The sequence below is a fragment of the Streptomyces sp. UNOC14_S4 genome (genome assembly GCF_020740835.1).
Classification (GTDB): Bacteria; Actinomycetota; Actinomycetes; order Streptomycetales; family Streptomycetaceae; genus Streptomyces.
Map to the genome: position 1 here is coordinate 1 of NZ_JAINFC010000593.1, position 4,240 is coordinate 4,240.

General features: G+C 75.4%; 4 protein-coding genes. All 4 read right to left on the bottom strand.

Features of this window, described 5'->3' with window-relative positions:
- Positions 1-133: 133 nt before the first annotated feature.
- Complete coding sequence (locus tag K6I34_RS32720) at positions 134-829, bottom strand: hypothetical protein (protein ID WP_229331667.1); 696 nt, start codon at positions 827-829, stop codon at positions 134-136.
- Positions 830-840: 11 nt separating this feature from the next.
- A complete protein-coding gene (locus K6I34_RS32725) occupies positions 841-1,794 on the bottom strand; it encodes a respiratory chain complex I subunit 1 family protein (RefSeq protein ID WP_229331668.1) in 954 nt (317 codons plus the stop codon).
- Positions 1,795-1,831: 37 nt separating this feature from the next.
- Positions 1,832-3,865 (bottom strand): proton-conducting transporter membrane subunit, encoded by a 2,034-nt coding sequence (locus K6I34_RS32730; protein WP_229331669.1) that lies wholly within the window; start codon positions 3,863-3,865, stop codon positions 1,832-1,834.
- Between the two features lie 10 nt (positions 3,866-3,875).
- On the bottom strand, positions 3,876-4,240 hold a 365-nt coding region (locus tag K6I34_RS32735), incomplete at its 5' end, for an NADH-quinone oxidoreductase subunit B family protein (RefSeq protein ID WP_229331670.1).

Consider the following 4,240-nt stretch of genomic DNA (forward strand, 5'->3'; position numbering starts at 1 on the left):
TGCCGGGGCAGGGCGTGGGCGGCCCGGCGGTGCGGGCGCAGCTCGCGCAGGCCGCCGGCGGCGTGGGCCGCCGAGGCGGCGAGCGGCACCGCGACGGGCGCGGTGAGCAGCAGTGCGGTGGTGGCGTGCGTCATCAGTCGCGTAGCTCCCGCAGGTCGTCGATGCCGGTGCCGCCGAAGGCGGCCCGCATCCGGGTGGTGAGGATCTGCAGGACGAGAACGGCGAGCAGGACGTCGAAGGAGACGCCGAGTTCGACGATCAGCGGCACGCCGGAGGCGGCCAGGAAGGCCGTGGCGGTGATGCCGTTGTCCAGGAGCAGGAAGCCGACCACCTGCGCCAGGGCGCGGCGCCGGGTGACCAGGGTGAAGAAGCCGATCAGGACGACGGCGAGGCCGACCGGCAGGGCGCGCGTCGCGGGGGTGGGGTCGAGTTCGACCAGGGGCCGGGCGACGGCGTAGGCGAGCAGGGTCAGCAGGGCGGCGCCGATCAGGGAGGCCGCGACGTTGACCAGGGGGCGGGCCTCGCGGGCCTCGCTGTTGTCCTCCTCGTAGTGCGTGGCCGGGGGCGGGGTGCCCGCGGCGAGGGCGCGCCGGACGATGTGGGGCAGCGCCCCGGCGCGGAGCAGGCCGATGCCGACGGCGACGGCGAGCAGGTCCCAGCGGCCCTCGCGCACGCCGAGCAGGGCGGCGAGGGCCGCGAGCACGGCGCCCTGGAGGGCGAAGACCCGGATGATCGAGGACAGTTGGCGCAGCCACAGGACCACGACGGCCGCGAGCAGGAACGCGCCGCACGCCAGGTCGAGCAGCTGGGTGTAGACGCTGTCGTTCATGTGTCCCTCACTCACTCTCCTGTGAGGAAGTACGAGGCGGTGACCGCGAGCAGGGCCAGCAGGAAGGATCCGGCGAGCAGCTCGGGGACGCGGAAGAGCCGCAGTTTCGCCCAGAAGACCTCGGCGGCGGCGAGGGCCGTGCCGAGGAGGGCGACCTTGGCGGTGAGCAGCACCAGGGCGAGGGCGAGGGCGGCCGGGGAGGCGGTGGTCGCGATGCCCCAGGGGGCGGCCAGCGAGGTGAGCAGTCCGAGGAGGACGGCGAGCCGCATCTGGGCGCCGAGTTCGACGAGGGCGAGGTCGGGGCCCGCGTACTCCAGGACCATCGCCTCGTGCACCATCGTCAGCTCCAGGTGGGTGGAGGGGTTGTCCACGGGCAGCCGTCCGGTCTCGGCGAGCACGCCGACGGCCAGCGCGGCGGTGGCGAGGAGTCCGGCCGGGGAGGCCAGCCGTACGGGATCGCGGACGCCGTCGCCGACGATCGTGGCGAGGTTGGTGGAACCCGCCGGTATCGACAGGGCGACGGCCGCGAGGAGGATGGTCGGTTCGACGAGGGCGGCGACGGTCATCCCCCGGGAGGCGCCCATGCCGCCGAACGCGGTGCCGGTGTCCAGGCCCGCGAGGGCGAGGGCGACGGTGCCGAGGGCCAGCAGCGCGACCACCAGGATCAGGTCGGCCTTGCCGCTGACGGGGGTGGTGGTGGAGGCCAGGGGAACGAGGGCGGCGACGACTGCGGTGGTCGAGACGAGCAGGAGAGGCGCGAGCCGGAAGGCGGGGCCGGTGCCGACGGGGGTGATGGCCTCCTTGCGCAGCAGTTTGCGCAGGTCCCGCCAGGGCTGGCCGACGCCGGGCCCGGCCCGGCCCTCCAGCCGGGCCCGTACCTGCCGCATGGTGCCCGCGAGCAACGGGGCCCCGGCGGTGACGAGGACGACCTGGGCGGCGACGGCCGCCGTACCGATGGCTCTCACGGTGCTCCCTCCTGCGCCCTGTGTCGCACGGTGCCGTTCACCAGCCCACCGCCAGGGCCAGCAGGACGGCGACGAGTCCGAAGAACCCGTAGCCGAGGTAGAGGTGCACGCTGCCGGTGGCGAGGCGGCGCGCGCCCTGCCCGATCCTGGTGACGGCGGTGAGGACGGGGCGGTAGACACGGTGCTCGATCCGGTCGGGTACGGCGCGCCGGAAGCGCACCCGCTCGACCAGATAGGCGGATTCGCGCACGGGGGTGACGTCGACGTCCTGCTCGGGGGCGAGGACGTCGTCGAAGACGCGCTGGAGGGGTTCGGCGAAGGAGGTGGCCGTGTAGGACATGCGGGGTGTGGGGGCGCCGCCGCCGCAGTCCCAGAGCCGGACGCCGGAGCGGCGGCCGCGGCGGGCGGTGAGCCGGATCAGGGTGCCCGCGGCGAGCAGGCCGGCGGTGAGCGCGGCGGCCACCCACAGGGGTGACATGGAGGCGGCCAGCCGGTCCAGGCGGAGTTCGAAGCCGTTGCCGGACAGCGGCGGTCCGCCCCTGAGTCCGGCCACGGCGACGGCGCGTGACAGTCCGTTGCCGAGCATGCCGGGCACCAGGGCGAGGCCGGTGCAGCCCGCGGCGAGCAGGCCCATGCCGACGAGCATGCCGGGCGGGCTCTCGGTGGCCGCAGCGGCCCCGGCGCTGCGCGGCCGGGCGAAGAAGCCGACGCCGAGGGCCTTGACGAAGACGGCGGCGGCGAGTCCGGCGGACAGCGCGATGACGGCGACGGCGAGCGGCAGCACGATGGCCGCGGTCACGCCGGGCACGGTCAGCCCGTTGATGAGGGACTGGAGCAGCAGCCACTCGCTGAGGAAGCCGTTGCCGGGTGGCAGGGCGATGGCGCCGAGCGCGGCCACGGCGAAGAAGCCCGTGGTGGCGGGCATGCGGGCACGCAGGCCGCCCATGCGGTCGAGGTCGCGTACGCCGGTGGCGCGGGCGACGGAGCCCGCGGCGCAGAAGAGCAGGGCCTTGAAGACGGCGTGGTTGGTGATGTGCAGCAGCGCGGCGGCCAGGGCGAGGGCGGCGGGCACGGGGTGGCCGGAGGAGGCGAAGAGCCCGGCGGCGCCGACGCCGATGAGGACGAGGCCGAGGTTCTCGGAGGTCGAGTAGGCGAGCAGCCGTTTGAGGTCGGAGGCCATGGCCGCCTGGAGGATGCCGTAGACGGCGGACAGGGCGCCGACGGCCAGGACGAGCACCCAGCCCCAGCGCGGCGCGCCGCCGAGCAGGTCGAAGGCGACGCGGATGATGCCGTACGCGCCGAGGTTGACCATCGCGGCGCTCATCAGGGCGGAGACGTTGCTGGGTGCCTCGGGGTGGGCGCGCGGCAGCCAGGGGTGCAGGGGGACCATGCCCGCCTTGGACGCGAAGGCGGCGGCGACCAGCACGAAGACGGTGCCGCGCGCGGTGGGCGACAGGTTGCCGGCACCCGCGCGCAGTTCGGTGAAGGTCTCGCCCCCGGCGCAGGCGGCGAAGAGCGCGAGCCCGGCGAGCAGGAGGACGAGCCCGAGGTGGGTCATGACGGCGTACCAGATCCCGGCGTCGCGGACGGACGCGCGCTCCCGGTGGTCGGCCAGGACGAGCAGCAGCGAGGTGAGGGCCATGACCTCCCACAGGAGCAGGAGGGTGGAGACGGAGGCCGCGGCGGGCACCAGCACCAGGGTGAGGGCGAAGAGGGGCAGGGCGCACTGGACGCCGCGCGAGGCGACGCCACCCGCGTGGGGACCGCGGGCGTAGCCGGTGCCGTAGACGGCGACGGCCAGGACGACCGCTCCGGCCACGGCCATGAACAGCCCGGACAGGGCGTCGACGGCGAGGTGGACGCCCGCCATCGGGAGCAGGCCGGGCAGGTGGGCGGTCCAGTGGCCGCCGCCGGTGGCCAGCAGGCCCGCTGCGAGCCCGGCCCCGCCCAGGCCCGCGGTGCACAGCCCGACGGCTATGACCCGCACGCGCCCCGGGAGCAGCGCGCCCGCCAGCGAGCCGGCGCCCGCGAGCCCGGACGCGAGAACCGCAGCGTGTTCGGCAGAATTCATGCGCTGGCCCTCATCGGCCGGTCACGGCGCGCAGTGCCGCCACGATCCGCTCGGGTCCGGGCGGGCAGCCCTCGATCCGGAGGTCGACGGGGACGACGTCGGCCACGGCGCCCTCGACGCCGTGGCCCCCGGCGAACTCCCCGCAGTTCAGGGCGCAGTCGCCGACCGCCATGACGAGCCGGGGGCGGGGCATGGCGGCGACGGTGCGGCGCAGGGGTTCGGCCATGTTGCGGGTGACGGGGCCGGTGACGAGGGCGACGTCGGCGTGGCGGGGCGAGGCCACGAGCCGGGCGCCGTAGCGTTCGGCGTCGTACACCGGCCGGAAGGCCGCCGCGATCTCGATCTCGCAGCCGTTGCACGATCCGGCGTCGACGC

Bases quoted from the DNA above. Each gene is read 5' to 3' on its own strand.
- K6I34_RS32720 (WP_229331667.1), bottom strand. From the start codon at position 829: ATGAACGACAGCGTCTACACCCAGCTGCTCGACCTGGCGTGCGGCGCG.
- K6I34_RS32730 (WP_229331669.1), bottom strand. From the start codon at position 3,865: ATGAATTCTGCCGAACACGCTGCGGTTCTCGCGTCCGGGCTCGCGGGC.